We start from the raw sequence: 18528 nt of genomic DNA, 5'->3' as shown, positions 1-18528 counted from the left end.
CCTTCAATAGGGATCACTGCGAGGAGATCGCTGTCAAGGGATACTTGTGGTCCTCTTGCCATTGATCCGTCGTTGTAAATTGAAATGTATTGAGCTGCGTTGAGTGTGACGTCGGTAACTGTTCCTGTTACTTCGCTGAGTCGTGCTTCTAAGTGTGTTGGGCGAAGTGGTTCATCTTTTCCATTACGTCGGAAGAGGTTAAGGAATTTCTTCAGTCCTCTTGCGAAGTAGCTTTTATGATCTGTTGAGATAGCTGAAACAGGTTCCAGTTGTTTTTCTAATTGCTGTCTTTCTTCTTGTGTGTATGCGTCTTCTGGACGGGTACTTGCTTGAGCGCTATCTGTAACGGGAACATAAGTTGAAGACCCTGTTATTGCAGTGGTTGCTCCAGTTACAGCGTTCCAATGAAGAGGATCTTTTCCTTCTGCGATTGCAGGATCTTGTGGAGTTCCTAAAGGTGCAGGAATATGTCTAGGAGAATCCCAATTAAGGAGTTCATCTTGAAGAAGAGGGCTTGTATTTTCAGGAGAGGTTATTTCTGATGTTGTGCGCGTTAGCGCATCTGCTTGGGTTGCATCTGTTAACATAGTTGGAGAAGTAATTACGTTTGGTTGTGTAACTGTGCTTACTGCATCTGCAAGGGTAGTGAGTTCTGTGCTTGCAGTGTTTGGTTCTGCGTTACGTTGTTGTAGTTCGTTAAGTACAGCTGCTGAAAGGTAGATTCCTATTGTGATGTCATCTTCTTCTGCGTTGAGTTGTCCTTCGTATGCTTGAATAAAGCCAGGAAGTGTGACCGGTTGTGGTGCTTGTTGTGTTTGTGCTGTTACTGCATTTTCTTGAGTGGTGTTCTTTGCATAAGACGCTATAATTGCATCAGTGAGTGGTGTAGGTGCACTTGTTTGTGTAGGTGCAGAGATTCCAAGTGCTGCAAGTCTTTGCTCTATGCTTGTGATAGTTAATGGTGCAGCACTTTGTGTAGTGTGTTGAGAATAGTTTTTTGGTTCGGGTAAGAGTGAAGGATCGTCCTCAATAAGAGTGGGTTTCTCTGCTTCTTGGTTTCCTTTTTGATTTTTCTGATGTTCAATTCTTTGTCTTGTAGGGCGTTCATCTGCGCATTGCACAAGAGTTCCAAGAGTGTTCCTACTTCCAGGAAGTTTGTCGCTTAAGTTTAGCTGAGTGAGAGGGGCGTTATTTTTTGCATCACTCATACTCCTATAACAATTAGCAATCCCTGTGAATTGTAGATCACAGTATCCTGCATCTGTTTCTGGAAAAATAGGATTATCAGGGATGCGAAAAAGGTTGATTGCTCGTTGTCCTGGAATTGCGGGAAGTTTGATAGTTTGGATTTCTCCTATACCATATTTGTTGAGAAGTTGTTCGCATTCTTGGTCTTGTGCGAGTGCAGATTGTGTTGATGCAAGTGCTGTGCTTGCAAGAAATGTTGAGAGTTTTTTTGAATGGTCCATGGTTCTTGGTAATCTCTTACTTATTGACTAGTGCAAGTTCAGATTCAGCAAGTTTAGTGCTGATCTGTCTAGTCCTTCCACCCCTTTCCCTACTCACATATGCTCCCCATATATAAAGCTTTTGATTATTTGTTATTCCGAAGTAGTGACTTGTGAGATTTTTTTGTTAAATTCAACAACAAGCCCCCTACAACCCCTCGTAACTGCCCTCCAGCAAAAAAACCTCTTACCCGTTCAACCGCCCTTCAAGCTCAAAACAACCCCCTCTAGAAATAAATACGAATTCCTACGTTACTCTACATACACGTATTTACGCATCTTAAAACGCATACGTAGTGTGTCTTACGCATATGTAACACAACCACCAAGACTTCAAAACATTCAAAAATAAAACATAACAAGAAAACACACAAAGAAGCAGAATTTATAAATAACAAGAAATCCCCCGGCTCCAACCCTCTAAAAATGGCACATCAAGTTATCGCTAATGAAAACTGGAAACGCGATGTTTTCCGTGAAGATTCTCTTGCAGATGTTGTGCGTTTAGCACTTAATCAAATGATTGTTCGCAACGGTTCAGTGCCAAAAACACTTTTAGCAAAAGCAGGCATTCGCGCACTTCCACTCATTGAACGTGCAATTCGCAGATCTTCACTTCCCTACGACATCAAAGAACAACTCATCGGCGAGCCTTCAAACCCCCTATATGGTTGCGCAGATGTGACATACTATCGCTGGCCAGACCTTGAAGAACACAACCAAATACCTCCAGAAAATTGCTTCCTCGCACACATCAGATACTGGGAAATGAAACACAATGAGATGGTCTATGTTGAAGCAGTAGTTAAGAAATCAAATGGTGGAATGGAACAAGAAAACCGCGGCGCACTTCTAAATGATAGTCAACTCTTCACGTTGCGCAATTCTGAAAACCCCAAACGCGACGCTGCAATGTATGCTGTTGAGAAGAGAAAACTCATTGATAGCACGTTCTTCAAGTAAAAAATAGATTCAAAATCTCTCCTTTTTAGAAACTCAGATTAAAAATAAGCCCTGGGCGAGAATTGAACTCGCGACCTCCGCATTACCAATGCGACGCTATACCACTAAGCCACCAGGGCACAAGTGAAATTCTCGCAACGCCATTTATAAAGGTTTTTATGCGATAAGCACTCAAAAAGGGACGATCAACAACTAGAAGTCCTTTCTCTCCCTGATAAGCACTCTTAGCTTTGAGCGTATTTTGTATAAGTGATCAAAAATGATCTTTTGAAACTTATGAGAAGCCTCCTTGTCTAAGTAATGAACAACAATGCGCAGCTCTTGTTTTTCTCCAAAATCCAGAGTTGCAAGGATTTTAATCAAATCACTTCTTGAAAACAACCCCGTTTTTTGAGAAATGGTTAAGGTGAAGAGAAAAGAATCTTTTCGTAAGACCTCTTTTCTAAGCGATCCACGTATTCTGCGATCATGTTTTCTTGCTTCGCGTAGGATCTGTTTAAATGCTTTTTTTACTTCTGTTTTTGTTTCTTTCATCGTATCCGTTTTGCGTTAAAACGCACCTTCATAAATACGCGCGCCAATACGCGCATTTCCGCACTATGAGGATGTGGGGGGAGGGATTCGAACCCTCGAACCCATAAGGGACAGGATTTCTAAGACCTCGCCACACGACGAGGTGTCCACGTTTAAAGGTCGCTTAAGTCCTGCGCATTTGACCAGACTTTGCTACCCCCACAAGGAGTTTATTTTTAAAGCGCCCGTTTAGTTTAAAAATATTTGTACAATTTATACAAGCAAGCACATGGTTTTTTCTAAACGCCTCGAATTCCTTTATGCACCCCTTCAAAACAGTGATTTTTACCCTGATGGCGTTGTTGATGAGTATCGCTACGCACAGTCATCTCCTCGTGTGCTCTACCTTCTCAAAGAAGTCAACCACCACCCAGAAGACAGAAAAGTTGAAGGGCCTTTTGATCTTAGAGAATTTCTACGTGAACACATAGAGTGGTATGCAAGTAAAGACAAGGCGTTTAGGATGTGGCGCAATGCATCCAAGTATTTGTACGGCATATTCCATGGTTTTCCCCCCTTTGCGCACGTGGATTCGCTTCCATCTCAACAACTTGCAGACATTCTTCGTCAAGTTGCTTTTGTGAATGTGAAGAAAAGTGCAGGAAGCGCTAAGAGTTATTGGCCTGACGTGTATAAAGAAGGCACTTCTTCACAAGCTTTGTGGCCCAAGCAGGTTCACTTGTTTGACCCAGACATCATACTGTGCGGAGGTACGTTTAGTATTGCCGAGCAACTGATCCCTCAGAAAAGTCAAGAACAAGTAGGTCCCTTGTCATTTTTTGTTGATAAGTGGGAACGAGTTTATGTGGATTTTTATCACCCTGCTACGTGGCACAAAGCAAGAGAACTAATCTATGATGAGTTACGTGTGTGCATGCAAAGAGTTTCTCAATTCATACGCTCATCCGAGTAAGGTTAAGATAAGCGCGTACTTGATCTCGTAGGAAATTCATATCTGCTTTTACTTCTGCTGCGAAATCTTGTGTTTCTTTTTTGTAGATCCACTTATCATAAACTGCGCGAATAAAGAATTGCCAAGGAGTTGCTTCCCATTTCCCCTCCCAATCAGTAATAAGGTATCCTTTAATGGAAAAAAAGAGCGTTCCTTTGTGCATTTTTAGTTTTTTTCCGTCGAGGTTTACTTCAACATCTTTAACATTTTTTGCATCAAAAACGATTTTCAGCTTCTTTGCAACATAGTCTGTTTGTTCTTTTTGAATTTCAAGAACGATTTGTATGTCCTTTCCATCTTCGTGAACGATTTCTTTGTTGACTTTTTCGTTCTTACCATAATTTTTTGTTCGTGCGAAGTCATCAACAAGGCGGTAGAGTTCTTTGAAGTCAAAGATACCTTCATACGTTAAGTTTACTGATCCGAGTTCGCGTGTTTCACTCACTTTTAAATCCCTCTGGGTTGTACCCTGTTTGTCCTAGTAATTTTTTTATTTGTTCTTGTACGTGGAGCATTCTGTATTTAAAGGGATCTGCAACGGTGACGATAAGGTCTTTTTTCTTAAGATGATAGATGTAGAAGTTAAAGAGTTTTGCTGCAATACCTTGAGTGTATTTTCCTTGCCAATCGGCTTGAATACTCCAATTCATTTTGAATTCAACCCTTCCATAATCCATTTTTCTTTTCTTGCCATCTACTACCACTTCCTTTTGCACCCAATCCCACACATGAAAGGACATTCCGACCTTGTACAAAAGAAGATCCGTTGCTTTAATAGTGAATTCCCACTCAATCTCTTTTTCAATTCCTACACCGCTTTTTTTGTGTTTATGTACTTTTTCCGCAACATCCCAATCAGAAAATTCTTTGAAAATATAGCTTTGAATTTTATCCCAATCAAAGGGTCCTGTGTAGCGAACAGTACTAAAACTACCGCTACCTGCAGGAATTGTGATCATAACAAGAAGAAAGGGCAAAAAGAGTATTTAAATGTTGATACGGTTTAAGTAATGTGAAAATAAGCTATGAAAAAATTGAAAGAAAATTTAATACTTCATCAAGACTTCCACGTCTTCTCCGAAGATTTCTTTGAGATCTTCAAAAACTGCTTGTTTGATGAAGACTCGTTTAGGAAGTGGTTTCGTCAAGTCTTTTTCTAATTCTTCAAGGGATGCTTTTACAAGCCCGGATATTCCGCCTTCTTCTGTTATTTTTGCTTTTGAGACTTCTTTTTCTGGTGCGTCTATGTCGCGTATGACATATGCGTGGTCTTCAAGAAGGATGACTTCTCCGTATTTGTTACCTGCGTATTTGACGCGGATTTTTGTTCGTTCTAGTTCTTCTCCTCGTTTTCGTTGAATGTATTCTACGAGGTGGCGTATGAATTCGCGTCCGTCTTTGTTGTACTTTGCAATGTCGTGTTTGTTGAGCTTTCCTTGTTCAAATTCTTTTTTTGCTTTGATGAGTTCTGAGAGGATGCGTTTGTATTTTTGAGGAATTTTTCCTGTGCTTACAAGTACTTCATCAAAAAGCGTTTCTACTTTGTCTTCGGGTATTCTCTCAACTCCTTCAAGATTGAGTGTATCTCTAACCGCAGTTATTGCTGCTTCGTACGTGTGGAGAACGCTTTCTGCTGCTTTTTTCTCTTCAATTTGTTCAAAGAGTTTTTTGATTCTTGCAAGATAGTCTTCTGCTTTTGTAAGAAGATCATCTACTTCTTTTCCAGTGATTTCTTTGATCTCTCCGTGTTCTAATCCTTTGTAGTAGTCACGAATTTCTTGCATGATGTTAACGTATTTTTTTTCAAGGAGACCTTCTTTAACGAAGATATCCTCCATAAGTTTGATGGTTTCTTTGGGTGTTGGTGGTGCTATACCGTAGAGCATGAGTGCTGCTTGTGTTGGTGTGAGCGTTGACCAGTACAGATCTGCTTCTACGAGTCCTCGCAGTTTGTGTTTGATGCGAGAAATCATTTGTTCTCCTGAACTCATGAAGAGGTCAATTGCTTCTTGGGATGGTTTGATTTTTCCCATTCTGAGCAATTGTTTCCATGGCATGAACATTCCGCGATCATAAAGCGGTACGCCGTCACGTAAAATAGTGAAGATAACGGGGTTTGCTTCTTTGACAGAGTCCCAGAATTCTGTAAGAATGTAGACTTGGATGTTAAGCTTGTTTCTAATTCCTGTAAGCTCTCCTGCTTCAACTCCCATTCCGTGAATGATTGCTCGTAGTTTGTCTTTGAGCTCCATCAACGTCATTTTCTTAACGTCTGTGTCGTCGACGATGATGGCAACGTCAATGTCTGAGGTGTGTGTTGCTTCTCCTCTGGTGAGTGATCCGAAAAGTACGTAAGAGACAATGTACTTTTCGAACTTCTTAATTGCCATGGATTTGTGGATTTCTCCTATTTTGAGCGCTGCAAGCATTCCTTTGTCGTAAAGTGGTGCTGCTAGTGCGAACATTTGAAGAATGTCAAGTTTTCCGTCGTAGAGTGATTGCCAGAGTTCTGAGAGGAGGATTGATTCTGCGTGTAGGTTTTTGTTAATGTCTTGAGCGATTTGTTCATTGATGGTCATGAGTTTTTCTTTAAGCTCAAGTTTTGACATTTTTTGAGAATCTTGATCGTCAACGAGGACAATGAGTTTCATTGATTCTTTTGGAATGGGTTTTCCTGATGCGTCCATAGGAGGTATTTCTTTTCCGTCAGGTCCTATGGTTCCTCTGGGGAATGGTAGGAGTCCTATGCCGAGAATATAGTCAGAGAATTTTTTTGTGCATTCTTTGACGAATTTGTCAAGGTCTTTTTTGTTTTTTGCAATGCGCTCTTGTTCTGATTGTGGTAAGCGCTTGATCATCTCTTCTGAGAGTTTATCAAGATCAATTTGTTGTGTTTGTTGTTCTTTTGCTGTTGTTTGTTTTACTTGTTTTTTCGTCATGGTCTTTTAGTAGTGTTTTTCTAAAAATGTTCTTAAACAATTCTTAGGATTTTTATACGTGTTTTGGTGGGTTTTGATGGGTTTTTTGTTGGGGGTTCTCTTAATCCCGCAGATGTGGTTTTTAAATCTACACAAGTTACTCTACCGCTCTTCATTTATAAATAAAATGGTAGGTGAGTGATGAAAAGTGAGACATTACTATCAGTTTTTAGCAAGAGTTTTTGGCTAGTTTTTTAGATAGGTTGAAGACGTTGAAGAGATTAGAAACCTTGAAGACGTTAAACGCCTTTCTAGATGACCAGAAGAATATCTTAATTCATTGCTTTAATAAGAAGGATGCGTGAAAACGCGATGTAAGGCAAGAAGAGAAGCAGTCCGAAAATCATTCCAGCAAGGTTGTTAAGAGAGTATATTGAAGGGAGTACTGCGTAGTTGAGTAAGAGTCCGACTATGATAATCACAACGAGCTCCCCTGCTATGTGTTTAATGCCTTTTGTTCCAAAGAACACTGCTTTTTTGATGTCCTGCCATGTTTTTCCTCTTTGGGTGAAGGAGAGTATTGCAAAGTACCACAGCACACCTAGACTAATGTTAAATACGCCAAGTACTAGTTCCGGTCTGATAACGGGGTTGAGACTAAATGAGCTCGTAAGCAGTGTTTTCGCAGCTGCAAGTGCGAGGATAAAGAACAAGCCAAAAGTGATGAAGGTCTTATTGATGAAGGTTGCAAGATAGGCTCGTAGTTGAATTCTTTTGAAGAGTTTTTGGGACTGGTACCAGGAGAGTCCTTGTAGGAATGCGAAGATAATTGCCATGGAGAGTATGCTTAGCACGATTCTTATGAGGACTTGGTTGAAGGATTCTTGTATTTGTGCATCTCTCCAAAGAGCATCAAAGTTAGGAAGTTGTTCTATGTTGTTAAGAAGACCTCCTGTGAGTTCTTGCATGCGAGTAAACAGCGTGATGATGTGATCATAAAGCTGTGTTACAAGGACAAACGTTACACCGATGAAGAGGAATAAGAAGAGTAAGTCTAAAAGGAGAATGGAGAAAAATCTAAGTGGATGTTTTTTTACTGCCTTCCATGAGGCTTCAACATTTTTTTCCACATTTTTGAAGATGTTCATTGTAGTCTGCAAATGTCGTCTCCCTCACAACTCACTCTCTTCACGTAGGTGACACCCTTGACAGTTACAGGTAAACCAGTTACGAGTTCTCTATATTGCGCGCCATCTTTTTCTGATTTCCAGCTACTTGGGAGGGGTACGCAAACACCTGTTTTCTCTTGTACACCTCCGTGATCATCAGGTATCTTCTCAACACAGGTTTTCCTGCACACATTTTCAAAGCACATTCCTTGAAGTCCGCATTGAGTGAAATTGTCTTTTCCTTCACAGGGATTAGTGATTTGCTCGGCACTTCCGGTGTCAACTTTTGGATTCGAAGCAATAGATAATAAGAGGACGTATTTTCTTGGTTGTGTTTTTTTCTCCAACTGTAGTTGGAAGTTCTCCGCATTGTTATTTTTAATGCAAGTGTCAAGATTAGGTGTGGGAGTAGTGCACAGAGGAACTTGGAGGGGAAATCCCGACCCGTCTGCGAACTGAACGGTTACTTTTTGAACGCTGTTTGCTCCGAATACTCCTGCATCTTTTAAGTTGAGTGTGAGGATGGGGTTGGTTCTTGCAGCGGTGGAAACCGTAAACGTGAATGCGGGAAACCCGCTTGGAATGAGGTTTTCAAAACTGAGTACTTGTACTTGGTCATCTCCTGAAAGTCCGCTTACACTAAACCCTCCAGCAGAAGGTCTCGTCGCTGTGAGTATTTTGGTTGATTCTGATTGTATGAGTTTGTTTTCTTGTGATAATCCTCCCGAACATCTTACCTTGAACGTTTCGTATCGTTGTTGTCGGTTACCATCATCAGTGATCGTTCCTGATCTGCGCCATCCGTTAAGACCATCTTGGAACGCGTCGTAAAGCGTGATTTGTGCTTTCCACGTGCGCTCTGATGCATCGCATTCTCCTGTTTGCTTTGATTCTTGTTTGAAGACGATGTAAGTGCTATCTGATTTTAACGTGCCTTGAGTGCTCTGTACTGCTGCTGCGGGAATGGAGAGTGTTTTTCCTAAGATGGAACAGACATAATTAGCTCCTCGAAGAACGCACGGTGTGAACGCCACTCCTGAGAGTTCATCTGTGACACCATTACTGCCTAGAGTCTCGCGTGTGTACGTTCCCGCTTTGAAACGTGTTTTGAGTGTGCTTCCATCTGCTTTGATTTCAATGATACCATCAGATGGGAAATACGTGCAGGCTTCAACAGACGGTCTTATGACTAATCCATCTTGTACAACTTCGCAAGTACCTCCGCTTCCTGCGGTGAACATTTCAGGCGTTATTTTGAAGGGGGGAGTGTTTGGCCAGTCAAAGGTGTTATAGAAACTTATGTGATGTACTTGGCGTCCGTTGAGTCGTTTCACAGCAGTTTCTCCAAGAGGTGGCCAGACTTGTCTTCCCTTATCGTTAAAGACAAGCACTTCTAAATATTTGGTATATTTACAGTCCTGTACGCAGTTCGTCTCGGGAACTTCGGGAACGTTGAGTGCAACGTCAATATTGAATATTTCTGAGTCTCCCGTGTTAAATTGGTCTTGGAGGGTTTCAATGTTTTTGATCGTTGCAGTATTGTCAGAGCCAAAGTCTACTGCGCATTTGAAAGTTCCTGTAAGCGTATCAAGCTTACAAAAGGAAGGTGCTCCTCCAACATCTCTAATATCTACTTCGTTGCAGCCTGAAAGTGCGCTTGGATTTCCAGGGTTTGCTCCTCCTGGTATTGCTTGATTGTTCTTGGTTGGTGCCCAGCACACTCTTACTTTGTCATAGCGCACCCAGCTCTCAACCGGCTGAATAATGTGTCCAGTACAGGCTGTTCTGCTTGCTTTTGTGGCAAGTCCTTTGCACGTATCATCATCAGGGTAGCCGAGTTGTCGGTATTGTTGCACATCATCTCCTACTCCGCTTGCGCAGTCTCCTTGAGGTGAACAGACAAGTTCTATGCGATAGTTGATATCTGTTCCTGCAAAGACGGAGTAACCAATGTTATACACGTAGCGAGGTTTGCCATTAGCGTCGTAGTTTTGGAACCTTCTTGTTGCAGGTGCTATGAGCGTAGTGGTGTTAATATCAAGTTCAAGGTCTGTGCTAAACACGTTAAAGAGATCCTCAGGGAAGTTTCCTGTAAATGCCCAGACACAGGCTGCGTTTGCAAGGTTTTGCGTGCTGAATTGATTGGTAAAGATGTTGTCCTCTCCGTAGCGCTCAGCGGTTCGTGAGAGCATTTGACTATTCGCATCAGCAATTGATGCAAAGAGAGCTCCAAAACCACCTTTTCCTCCTTCAATGCCTTTGTAGGTATTAACAAAGCAGGAGATTGCTTCAAAGAGTAAGTCACAGATGTATTGTGAGACAATTGCTTCACATTGTCCTGAACTGCCATCTCCTGTGATGAGAATGGATTGGAAACACATTTGCAACATAGTCATAACTCTGATCCACAGTTTGAGATAGGAAAGAATTCCTGAAATGCACAGAGTCATAATGGATTGGACAAAGGACCCTGCTGGCTGTAGAACATATTTTCTATCTGGGGTGTTGAGTTTTGAGCGAACCTCTTCATATGCTTGTTGGATGAGCTTATTGTTTGGCTTTCCTGCGGATCCGCCCACCACTTTCACTCCTGCATTTTGAAGATCGTTTGCAAATGCTTCGGGAACTCCTGACGTACTTCCATCTCCCGTACTACTCTCACTAAGGAATGCGTCTTTAAGGTTGATGGAACTATCTTTTATGAAGTAGTCTCCTCCGCTCACTTTAATCGCGCCATCCAAGGAGAGATCTTGTGCATTTTCAAGGTTGAATTGTTTCTTGATGTATCCTCGGTACACTGCGACGAGTTCTCCGTCTTCGTAGTCTATGTAGTAGTAGACTTCTTTTGTTTGCAGTCCAAGATCTGAAGACTTCTCATCATCATAGACGATGCCTTTTGGTGAGGCAAAGCGGTCTCCTTTTGTGTCTGCCTGGCAGATTCCTGCAATGCCGTTGACAAAATTGGAAGGACCGCATCCAGGTGCATCAGGATCTGCAAGACAATAAGATAGTTTAAGAGGGTCAACTAAGGGAGCTGCGGGTTTGGTTTCTGAGAGGTATTCTGCTTGACAGCACTGCGCTGTGTACGGGTGTCCTCCTGCAGTTTTGCTCAGACCACCAATCCAGGGAAGAAACCCAGGGGTTGTTTCATAATAACAACTTACCGCACTCTCACCTGCGTTGTCAGCGTTCTTCTTGAAGTTATTTCTGTAAGTGAATTGTTCTTTTATGACTTCGTTGCTCACACCAATGCCTTGACAAGAGGATTTGATCTGGTTGAAATCCTCAGGAACATTACCTGCTGTGATGGTACGATCAGCAGTGACGCTTGGCGCTCCTACAGGAGATTTTCGCTTAATGTACTCTTGTAGTGAAGGTACAGGTGGACAGATCATCCTATCACAAAACCACCTGTTTGCAGTTGTCATTTGTGCAAGTCGTTGTTTTGCTTTTGCGCAACGCTCACAAGCACCTTGATCTTGCACATCATCAAATACTTCTTTACATACTCCTTGTTCTGCTGCGCGCTCAAGTGTGGAAACACCTAAAGACGCCTTAATGATGTTTTTAACACCTCCACTATACTTACATTGGAATCGCTCAATGATATTCTGACCTAGCGTTGCTGCAAAGGTGACGCCACAAGAGATGTAAATGATCTGTGCAATCTTTGCAATGGGTTTGTATATTCCTTCAAGAATACTAATGGAATCGTTGAGGAATTGCACCGATGCTTTTAGGAAGTCGCGAGGGATTTTATCAGGATTAATGCGCTCATCAATAATCACGCTTACGGGAATGCATGCTTTTTGTATTTTTGATCCTGCAAGTCCTGCTTCAAAGTCTTGTGAACCTAATTGATTTGAGGAGTATGCGATTTCAAGTTGAAGTTTCATCTTGATACATCCAGCATCTACTGCACCTCCTCCTGCTAACGCGCCGCATTGTCCTTTGCGATGATTAGAAATGTTTTCTTCTTGATCGCGTATCGTAACGTTACTTCCACTTGGAAGGTTGCGCGGAGTAATACCTATCGTTACTGATCCTCTGGTTTTATCTGTTGATTGTACAAGTAAAGGTGCGCTGATCCAGTCTTCTGGTTGGTCAAATTGAGTGCGTTCTGAGAGTCCAAGGGGTGCAGGGGAAACCTGAACAGTACTGATCTTTCCAGGTTGCCCTCCGCCTATCCACGTAAGGTTATACACAAAGCCAAGTGTTGCCACTCCTTCAAGAATTTCTCTTGAATTAAGACTTGTGGGGAATGGTCCTTCAACAGAAACAGACCAATCGCTGCCTTCAGAACAACTTGCATATTTAATAACTCCTGAGAGGGGTTCTGATCGCTGACCCGCAGGGTCAATAGCAAGTAAAGTAACCGTGGTATCAATACCATCAGAAGGAAGGCCTAGAAGATCAAGAGGGAGACTTACTTGTACTCCTCCTGATGATCCTAGAGATGCTTCAAATAATCTACAACTCTCAACGGAGTCAATTTCAGGATAACGAGCAGCTGCCTCCTCCCATTCTTTTACGCCATCTCCATCAACATCTTCATCATCGCAAAAAATAGGCTCGTCAGGAGAACTAATCTTTCCTGAAAACTTTGCTCGTAGTAAATTGACAGGAATTACAAACGATCCGTTCTCATCGGTTTCCACAACGGAAACTGCTTGGTCTAGTTGAGTTACTGCTGGTCCTAAAAACGCGTAGACCGTTGCAGGACCATCTACTTTTCCTTCTATTTCAATATCAGGTATGGATGTTGGTGACTCTTGTGCTTCAAGTTCCGCGCTTGTTGCAGGGGTGATGAAGCGGGGAGGTGATTCATCAAAGATGACCTGTCCGTTAAATGATTGCGATCTTCCTGCGCGATCTGCAAAAGTGATGGTGTACTCGTTCCTTCCTTCGGTGAGAGGGCCTATGCGCAATTTGAACCCTTGGTAATTAACAGATTCTATTATTTGTGAACAATCAGAGCAAGGCTCGGGAAAGGATATTGCAGGTGCGGGTTCTACTGCTTCTCCTCCTTTTTGTGTGCGTTGCCTTGCCGCAGGGGATTCTGCTCCAATGTTTTGATATTCGTCATAAGCGGCAACTGAGTAAATGTACTCTGAATCTGTTGAGACTTGATTGTCCACGTATTCTGTTGTCGTTGTTGTTGCTATGATTCTTTTTTCTTTTATTCCTACATCTTCTCGATAGATGACGTATCCTTGTGCATCATCAACGGGATCCCACGTGAGCTCTATGCTATTTGGTCCAAGTGCTTTTGTGTCCAAATCAAGCGGAGCAGGAGGCCCTTCTTGATCATCAAGGTAGTTGATAGTCCACGAGACCTTGATGATATCTGAAGTGTCTGTGATATTCCCTTCAAGATCAAGGTATGGCTGCGTGGTGAAATTTGCAAGGGTAACGTCAACAACGGGGTCTTGTGTATCTGCAATTGCATTAAACGTAATCGTTGCAGGTTGATCTTCAAGTATTGATGTTGATTCAATGCGAATTTCTGTTGTCTTTGTGGTGGAAAGCGTAATTGCGCGGAAATTAAAGGACCCGTCTTCTGCTGCTTTTGCAGTTCTTTTGTGAATGCCCTCAACGAAGACACGAACAATTGATCCAGGTGTTGTTGTTCCTTTTACGTCGAGAAACAAGCTTGGATGTGCAACGAGTCCTTGCTCGTCAATAGTTGGTGTTTCAAGAGTGATGCCATGTGGCTTGGGGGTGGTTGTTTTGAATGTGGAAATGGTTGAATTTGCACAGTTGTTAAATTCATCGCAAGCAACAATACGGTATTGATACGTAGTATCTTGTTCAAGGTTTCTTAGAATGACTTGTCCTTGTGTGCTAAGGTTTGTGCTCTGCTCACTTTGCGAGAGGTCTTCTCTGCCAAAGAGTACTTCTCCTGTTGTGGGAACATCTGTTGACCAGGTAATGAGTGTTGTTGTTCCAACAACAGTAACTTCTCCTGGTATGAGGTGAATTTGTCTGTAATGCTCTCCAAGTGTTGTTACGCTTACACTTGCACGAGGCCCTTCATTTCCTGATGTGTCAACTGCGGCTACTTCATACGTGTAAGGCGTATCAAAACCTATTTGAGCGTCGGTATAACTTGTCGTCTTGACTGTTGTTAGAAGGTTGCCGTTGCGATACACTGCGTAGTGGCGTAGGTCACTATCAGTTGGTGCTTGCCAATCCAGAAGAACTTGACCTGGTTGAACTTGTGCTTCGAGTGCTGTGATCGGGCCTGGAGGAATGGCATCAGGAGGTGGTGCTGAGACGAAGTTATAGGTTCCCACGCTTGGAAGACGCGTGCTTTCAACACCGTCAGTTGCTTCAATATAATAGTAGTATGTTGTGCTTGGCGTGAGGTTGGAAAGCGTGATGATGTGTTGTGTTCCTGTTGATTGAGGTGATGAGAGACCTGGTGGTTGGGCTACTCCGTACTTTACCGTTGCTGTTGCACTAGCATCTGTTGTGAACTGTAGTTGTGCTTGTCCTGCGCTCACATCAACGGTTCCTGGAACGTGATTGATGGAAAGAGCAAGTGCCATCTCTGCTGGCCACGCTGTGATAAGCGCTATGAACCAAATACAAATGATAGCTGTTTTATTATCTCTCATGGTTTAAAGGTGTGTTTGATGTATTGATTATTTGTCTTATTGTTGAGGAAATCAAAGACTCTTATTAAATCCTCGTCACTGTTTGTGGGTTTTGGTGAGATTTCAAATGCTTGAAGCTCTAAGTACTGTGCGCTAAGAGCGGTGCTAAGTTCTGGTGTGAAATTGCCGAAGAACCCCCCTACAAAGACATCATTTTGATCAAAGAGGTAAATGGAAAGATCATAGGTGATGCCATCATCGAAGATAAGATCAATGGTGTTGTTCGTGTTGAACCTTCCAGTGCCATCAATTTGCAAGAAGACGGAATGCGGTGTGGGTTCTTGAGTCTCAAGAGTAATAACTGCTCGTTCTCCTGGTTGTAAGAAGCGAGGAATGGTTGTTCCAAGAGCATAGTTGATCTCATCAGTTCTTATCTTACGAATATCTACGGGAACTTTTGCAAGTGGGTAGAGGTCAAGGTAGAGCTCATCGCCGTAAAGCTGTGCTGATGCTGGAAGATAACCTTCTCTTTCTGCAAGAATTACACCGCCAAAACATCCTTGAGGAAGCGTGGTGTCTAGTCTATACGTTCCAACTGCAGGTTTTGTTTGTCCTAAGTTACAAGATTCTTCAAGACAAATGTACGTCATGTTCACCTTGTCAAGAGGAATGTGGTAAATAGCATCGCGTGCGAAAAGGTGTACTTCATCTCCGATTCTTTGAGAAGGGTCACAAAACCCTGGCTCAGCTGTTGAAGGTTCGTAATAGGGCTCAACACGAGAGGTCTTATCAGGCTCATTGCCTTTAATGAGTACGGGAAGTGCGAATTTGAAGACTTGGCCTTGTCCATTGTTTGCAGTGGGGTCATTAAGCGTGATGAGAATAGGGTATTGAATGTCGTAGTTGAAAAAGTAATAGTTAATGGAAAGAAAGCTGAGCAGTTTGTACGTGATGTCTTTTTGTATGGGTTGTAAGACTCCGTTCTTGCTCGGACGTGCAACGAAGTTCATACCCCAATCTGGTTTGTACTGTACAGAGACTTTAATATTGGAATAATCATAAACAGGATCGTTGGGATGTTCTTGCTTAGGGTCAAGACGGTAATGAAAATACGCATAGGCGTCTTCAGGTGCATCTTCTTTTGGCCAAAAAGAGTAACTGCGCAAGATCTCATCAGCGTCTCTTGTCTCTGCTGATGAGGAAAACCCGCTTAGCGGAAATGGAAGTGTTGAAGAATCTTTGAAGATCACGTTGTCAGGAACGGTTTCTATGTTCTCAAAAAGACCGCGGTACTTTTCATACTTGCGTTCATCTTCTAGGAAGGGAAGGTAGTTTGTTCCCACTACGCGTACACCAGGATATACTGCTGCGAGGATGTCTTGTAAGTTTTCTCGTATCTCCCAAGTAAACCAGCGCTTAGGTGAGCGTAACAGAGTAAAGTCTGAGAACGGAAACTGATCCGTTGGCATAAGAGCTGCGATATCAATAGTAAAGGTTTCAAACCAGCTCTGCTCAGCAGAACCCTTTGCAATATCAACTGCAAGATTGTATAGTCTAAGAAGAGGAACAGGAATGGACACGGTGAATGCTTGTCTTGACGTCGTCTCATTTCCTCCACGTGGAGTAATATCAACAAGGTAGTTTAGCTGAACAGTAACGTCTTCTCGGTTAAGCGCCACTACTGCTTGTTTTACTGACTTTTCTTCTATCACATATTCATCTCTAAATGCTGAGAAGTTTTGCAAGCATGAATCGATGTTCTTAACAATGTAGCCTTCAATCTCTGCTTCTACTTGTGTCTGCGTTGGGTATCGTGTCTTTCCTTCATAATACCAATAAGGAACTCGTAGTGCGATGTCGCGTGGAACGCCAGGATTTTCCACCAAGTACAGCGCAGGGTTAAGATCGATTCGTTGAGGCAGCGTGACATACCCTCCTTGATTTGCAGCTAGGTTAATTGCTTGTCGTGCAATCGTTGAGACGCACTGATCAATAAATTGCTCTACTGGTCCTGCTCTTCCCTGATATGGTTTGAATGGCCCTAATTGGCTTGACTTTGCGTAGAAGAACAATGCGCTTGAGAGCAGAACAACTATGCCAATGATGATGAACACCGTTATCTGCCCTCTTTTATTCAATTTACTCGCCTCTTTTTTTGTTTGCTTACTTTTTGTTTGCTTGCAACTCTCTTCGCGCGTGTTACCTTCTCAAGTGCTTGAGCGTAATACACGCGAACCCAGCTTAGGTACACTAGCATGAGGATGTTTGCAAAACCTGTGCTTAATCCGTAAGATGTTGTAAAATACCCTACAACATTAGTAATGACGAGTCCTGCAACTACACACCAATGGTTTGCTTGCTTTATTAATCTTATTTTTTTGTAGTTTTTGAAGGTTTCTTTGATGGTTGGCGCGTTGGAGAGCAAGAACGAAGTTCCAAGTATGAGAGTCGCACTCACTGCGATAAGCATTGCAACCGAATAAGTAATGAAATTAAGAGGGTAGCTAAGGGAATCGTAAAAGGGTAGAAGTGCAACTCTAAATATTGCAACAAGTACTCCCATTCCCGTCCAGTAGATAATTGTTTGTAACGCAAAAACACGAAGCTCCTTAAAGCTCCAAGGCTTGTTGAGTAAGCGACGGTACAAGAGGTATTTTATGAGAATCCAACTCGCAATGAATGCGATAAAGGAAAACGACCAGAGTAGAACAAGTTTTTTGAGTACGGTGTTTGCGATTTGTCCGCCAAGAGTTATTTCTGCAAGAGAAGATCCTTCGCTGAGTGCTGGAAACTCTGTAAGTAGAAATGCCAAGTCATCAGAAACTATGCGGATAATCACGTAGATTAAACTGAGTACTAGTATAAGCAAGGCATCCCAGGCAATACCTTCAAGGATTTTCTTAGTTACTGTCCATGTGTTTTTCAGATTTAAATGTCGTTGTTTAAACATCCTCGTATATCCTCTGCTTGATACGCGCATTGCTCCAAGTTTGCTGGGGAACGCGGAGTCGTAGTGGTTCCTTGGCTTTGTGAGGTAGCAGTTTGTTGCGCTACGTCAGGAATTCCTCCTGCAAGGTTTTCAAGTTCTTGGAGTGTTTTATCATTACGATCCCCTTCAAAGACTTGAGCGCAGAACTCGCCGTTCTTTGGGAACCGATCATCTTCTATGTGATAATAAAATTGCAAGAGTTCGTCATGTGGAGGTAAAACTTGTACACAGATTTTTTGATAGTCTTTGTCTGAGGTGAACGGTACAACAATGTTTGCAGGTGTTGATTTGTTAAGATGTTGTGGTTTTTTGAAGAGCGCCACACCCTTTGAAGCATCATATTCTTTGAGGATGATTTGATAGTTAAATTCAAACTCTGGTGCGCTAAGTTTTACAATGGCTGCGTAGCGATACGTACAGTTTTGCGTGCACGTCTCGTTAGAGCCGATGGTGAGTGATTGTCTTTGTTTTGTCATACTCGGAACAATGTATCCTCCTTGTGAGGAGAGTGCTACTGCAGATATTCCTTCTCCTGGATCGATTTCTCCTCCGCAGATTCGCTCTGCTGCAAAACTTGCGATATCAACTCCTTTGAGCACTCCGAAGAGTTTAGGATATTTCTTTGCTGCGTCTTCAAGGTCTCGTCTAAATCCAATGAGATTTCCTAATGAGCGTATCCCTTGTGTTGCTGGTCCTCCGCGTACAAAGTCCACGATGTTTTGAGGACTCCAAGGAGCGTTTCTTGGTCCTGCTGATGAACGAACGCAGCCAGGCGGCGCGTCTTCTCCACAAGAAACCATGCGCGCACAGGATTCTTTTCCGCTTGATGTTGGTTTGCATACTTCTGCTCCTGGTTG

Annotated in this window: 12 protein-coding genes and 2 tRNA genes; 2 read left to right on the top strand and 12 right to left on the bottom strand. The window is 42.5% G+C overall.

The genetic code is table 11. The annotated features are described in order from the left end of the window. A partial coding sequence (locus D6774_03265) for a hypothetical protein (GenBank protein ID RME77814.1) occupies nt 1–1469 on the bottom strand: 1469 nt, incomplete at its 3' end. A 465-nt stretch (nt 1470–1934) separates the two neighbouring features. Between D6774_03265 and D6774_03260 the strand changes: the two genes are divergently transcribed. Beyond that, nucleotides 1935–2471, top strand: a complete 537-nt coding sequence (locus D6774_03260) for a hypothetical protein (GenBank protein ID RME77813.1) — start codon at nt 1935–1937, stop codon at nt 2469–2471. A 47-nt stretch (nt 2472–2518) separates the two neighbouring features. Here D6774_03260 and D6774_03255 read toward each other — a convergent pair. The 3 genes from D6774_03255 to D6774_03245 form a co-directional block, all read right to left on the bottom strand. Then, nucleotides 2519–2590: transfer RNA gene (locus D6774_03255), tRNA-Thr, on the bottom strand. 73 nt (nt 2591–2663) lie between these two features. Next, on the bottom strand, nt 2664–3005 hold the full coding sequence (locus D6774_03250) for a hypothetical protein (protein RME77812.1): 342 nt from the start codon (nt 3003–3005) through the stop codon (nt 2664–2666). Between the two features lie 72 nt (nt 3006–3077). Next, nucleotides 3078–3207: transfer RNA gene (locus D6774_03245), tRNA-Leu, on the bottom strand. 66 nt (nt 3208–3273) lie between these two features. Between D6774_03245 and D6774_03240 the strand changes: the two genes are divergently transcribed. Next, nucleotides 3274–3957: a hypothetical protein gene (locus D6774_03240; protein RME77811.1), complete on the top strand. Its 684-nt coding sequence runs from the start codon at nt 3274–3276 to the stop codon at nt 3955–3957. Here the strand turns inward: D6774_03240 and D6774_03235 are convergent. The 8 genes from D6774_03235 to D6774_03200 form a co-directional block, all read right to left on the bottom strand. Continuing rightward, the gene (locus D6774_03235; GenBank protein RME77810.1) at nt 3938–4441 is read right to left on the bottom strand and encodes a hypothetical protein; all 504 of its coding nucleotides are present in this window, start codon (nt 4439–4441) and stop codon (nt 3938–3940) included. The two genes, D6774_03240 and D6774_03235, sit on opposite strands and share 20 nt — an antisense overlap. After that, a complete protein-coding gene (locus D6774_03230) occupies nt 4434–4955 on the bottom strand; it encodes a hypothetical protein (GenBank protein RME77809.1) in 522 nt (173 codons plus the stop codon). Before D6774_03230 ends, D6774_03235 begins: the two co-directional genes overlap by 8 nt. Before the next feature lie 87 nt (nt 4956–5042). Then, complete coding sequence (locus tag D6774_03225; protein ID RME77808.1) at nt 5043–6935, bottom strand: hypothetical protein; 1893 nt, start codon at nt 6933–6935, stop codon at nt 5043–5045. Between the two features lie 311 nt (nt 6936–7246). After that, entirely contained in the window at nt 7247–8062 is an 816-nt protein-coding gene (locus D6774_03220; protein ID RME77807.1) for a hypothetical protein, read from the bottom strand. Further along, complete coding sequence (locus D6774_03215) at nt 8059–14703, bottom strand: hypothetical protein (GenBank protein ID RME77806.1); 6645 nt, start codon at nt 14701–14703, stop codon at nt 8059–8061. The genes D6774_03220 and D6774_03215 overlap by 4 nt, the downstream gene beginning before the upstream one ends. After that, complete coding sequence (locus D6774_03210) at nt 14700–16820, bottom strand: hypothetical protein (GenBank protein ID RME77805.1); 2121 nt, start codon at nt 16818–16820, stop codon at nt 14700–14702. The genes D6774_03215 and D6774_03210 overlap by 4 nt, the downstream gene beginning before the upstream one ends. Beyond that, entirely contained in the window at nt 16817–17632 is an 816-nt protein-coding gene (locus D6774_03205; protein ID RME77804.1) for a hypothetical protein, read from the bottom strand. Before D6774_03205 ends, D6774_03210 begins: the two co-directional genes overlap by 4 nt. Then, nucleotides 17611–18528, bottom strand: a 918-nt coding sequence (locus D6774_03200; GenBank protein RME77803.1) for a hypothetical protein, incomplete at its 5' end; no start/stop codon positions are given. The genes D6774_03205 and D6774_03200, both read right to left, overlap by 22 nt.

This window comes from Candidatus Woesearchaeota archaeon (assembly GCA_003695435.1).
Taxonomy (GTDB): domain Archaea; phylum Nanobdellota; class Nanobdellia; order Woesearchaeales; family UBA11576; genus J101.
This window is presented reverse-complemented; position numbering and strand designations above follow the sequence as displayed.

What these genes read in the sequence shown, in the direction of transcription:
- D6774_03260 (RME77813.1), top strand. Translation starts at nt 1,935, where the DNA reads ATGGCACATCAAGTTATCGCTAATGAAAACTGGAAACGCGATGTTTTC.
- D6774_03250 (RME77812.1), bottom strand. Translation starts at nt 3,005, where the DNA reads ATGAAAGAAACAAAAACAGAAGTAAAAAAAGCATTTAAACAGATCCTA.
- D6774_03240 (RME77811.1), top strand. Translation starts at nt 3,274, where the DNA reads ATGGTTTTTTCTAAACGCCTCGAATTCCTTTATGCACCCCTTCAAAAC.
- D6774_03230 (RME77809.1), bottom strand. Translation starts at nt 4,955, where the DNA reads ATGATCACAATTCCTGCAGGTAGCGGTAGTTTTAGTACTGTTCGCTAC.
- D6774_03225 (RME77808.1), bottom strand. Translation starts at nt 6,935, where the DNA reads ATGACGAAAAAACAAGTAAAACAAACAACAGCAAAAGAACAACAAACA.
- D6774_03220 (RME77807.1), bottom strand. Translation starts at nt 8,062, where the DNA reads ATGAACATCTTCAAAAATGTGGAAAAAAATGTTGAAGCCTCATGGAAG.
- D6774_03215 (RME77806.1), bottom strand. Translation starts at nt 14,703, where the DNA reads ATGAGAGATAATAAAACAGCTATCATTTGTATTTGGTTCATAGCGCTT.
- D6774_03205 (RME77804.1), bottom strand. Translation starts at nt 17,632, where the DNA reads ATGTTTAAACAACGACATTTAAATCTGAAAAACACATGGACAGTAACT.